Here is a 2,197-nt window from a genome sequence, read left to right as displayed (position 1 = left end):
CGCGCGACCCGCGGGCACCGACGCGGCCAGCTCGTCGAGCAGTTCACGGGCGATGGCGGTCATCCGGTCGTAGTACCGGCTGATGCCGCGCGCCGAGAACATCGGGGCGTGCGCCCTGCGCAGTGCCGCGTGCGCGGGGCCGTCGAGGGTGGTCACCGACATCTGCTCCGCGACGGGCCGCTCCAGGCCGGCCACCCGCCGGTCCCAGCCGGCCGGTGCCATGCCCGGATCCTTGACGAACCGCGCGTCCGTGAGGACCTGCCTGGCGAGGTCCTCCTCGGTGACGATCCACGCGGGGCCGCCGGCGGGCGCCTCCACCCGCACGAGCGGACCGGCCGCGCGTAACGCGGCGTGTGCCGGCCGGTGTTCGGTGACACCCCGTTCGACCGGGACGAAGGGGGTGATCGGTTCGGACATGGACCCTCCGGGTGAGCGCCGAGAGCGAACGGCCCCGGTCGTCCCGACCGTGGAGGTCCGTCGCAGATGTCTGGGGTGGCCGGGGTGGCGGGGGTGGCCGGTGAAGCCTGCGGCCTTCACATGCGGACCGGCCCTTCTCTCGTTCTCCGTCACCAGCCGTCGTGGTGCAGCACCTGTTCCAGCGGCAGCCGGGGGCCGGGGCCGAAGACGGTCCGCAGCGGATGGGCGGTGGGCAGCAGAGCGCCCTGGTGGACCGTGGCGGGCAGCCCGAGCAGGTCGGCGACCTCCCGCTCCCGGTCCAGGTGGACCGTGGTCCACCCGGTGACCAGCCCGCGGCTGCGCGCCGCCAGCGCATAGCTCCAGGCGGCCGGGAGCAGCGAGGACCACAGCCCCGCCTGGTTCCCGGACGGCAGTTCCTCGACCTCCAGTTGGAGGCAGGGGATCACCAGGACCGGCACCTCGTGCAGCCGGTCGGCCAGCCGGCGGGCGGCGGTCAGCATGCGCCGTACGTCGTCCGGAGCCCGGTCCAGCCCGGCCAGGGCGGTGGCGTTGCGCTCGTAGTACGCGGCCCGGTACACGGCCGCCACCCCGGCGCGCACCCGCGGGTCGGTGAGCACCAGCCAGCGCCAGTTCTGCCGGTTGTTGCCGTTGGGCGCCTGCAGGGCGATGCGCAGGCAGTCCTCGACCACCTCCCGCTCCACCGGGCGTTCGAGGTCCAGCCCGCGCCGTACCGTGCGGGTGGTCGTCAGCAGTTCCTCGCAGGTCAGATCGGTCACGGCAGGAACACCGCCTGGAGCACCAGGGCGAGATGGGTGAGCACGACGTATCCCATGGCCGGCGCCAGGGGCCAGCCGCCGTGGCGGGCCGTCAGGAAACGCCGTGCCGCCACGGCGGGGAGCAGGGCCGGCAGACAGGGCAGCAGTCCGGGGACGGTGGTGGGCCGGAAGAGCAGGACGTCGCACACCACGGCGCCGGCCGCCAGGGCCAGGGCGACGGCGGCGCTGCCCGCCGGGCCGAGCACCGAGGAGTACAGGCGGTCGTCCGGGGCCGATTCCCAGGCGGTCTTGCGGGCGAACTCGAAGTGCAGGAACACACAGGCGGACAGGGCCAGCAGCGGTACGGCACGCCAGTCGGCGGCGACCGTCCCGGATTCGGCCGCCGACAGGTACACGTAGCCGCCGAGCAGCACCTGGACGGGGTAGGTGACCGCCAGGCCGGGCAGCGGCCGCTCGCGCACCGCCGCGGACGCCGCTTCCAGGACCGGGAGCACGAGCGCGTAGGCCGGCGCCAGCAGGACCAGGAGCACGGCGACGGGGGAGAGGGCGGCGTTCAGACCCGCCACCACCACGGTGATGACGGTCATGGCCCCGCGCAGTTCGGGGACGGTGATCGCCCCGGTGACCAGCGGCCGGTCCGGGTGGTGCACGCGGTCGTGGGCGAGGTCCTTCTGCTCGTCCAGCATCCGCAGGAACAGCAGGACCAGAACGACACTGGCCGCGCGCACGGCCGTCGCCGCGGTGGGGCGCCAGACGCTGCCGGACAGGGCGACGGCCGAGCCCTCCAGGGCGAAGACCCACAGCACCCCGTAGGTGACGTACACGTGGGGACGGAACATGCGCAGCACGAAGCGGCCCAGGCGGGCCGGGACCCAGGGAAGCGCGACGGTGCTCACAGCCGGAATCCCGCGCCGTGGACGGCGGACCGCGGACCGGCCCCCGAGGTGGCCAGGGCGGGCGGGGCGGCCTGACCGGCCCGGGTGGCGCTCATCGGGTCGTGGGGG

2 protein-coding genes and 1 pseudogene are annotated in these 2,197 nt (G+C 74.7%); all 3 read right to left on the bottom strand.

All coding sequences use genetic code 11. From position 1 onward, the window contains the following. A pseudogene (locus ABZV34_RS38690) lies at positions 1 to 417 on the bottom strand (cytochrome P450); the annotation flags it as partial. Between the two features lie 149 nt (positions 418 to 566). Further along, a complete protein-coding gene (locus ABZV34_RS38685) occupies positions 567 to 1,193 on the bottom strand; it encodes a nitroreductase family protein (RefSeq protein WP_356287748.1) in 627 nt (208 codons plus the stop codon). Continuing rightward, on the bottom strand, positions 1,190 to 2,089 hold the full coding sequence (locus ABZV34_RS38680) for a hypothetical protein (RefSeq protein ID WP_356287745.1): 900 nt from the start codon (positions 2,087 to 2,089) through the stop codon (positions 1,190 to 1,192). Before ABZV34_RS38680 ends, ABZV34_RS38685 begins: the two co-directional genes overlap by 4 nt. Positions 2,090 to 2,197 lie beyond the last annotated feature (108 nt).

It is taken from the genome of Streptomyces sp. NPDC005195 (assembly GCF_040608315.1).
In the GTDB taxonomy this organism is placed as follows: Bacteria; Actinomycetota; Actinomycetes; order Streptomycetales; family Streptomycetaceae; genus Streptomyces; species Streptomyces kaempferi.
This window is presented reverse-complemented; position numbering and strand designations above follow the sequence as displayed.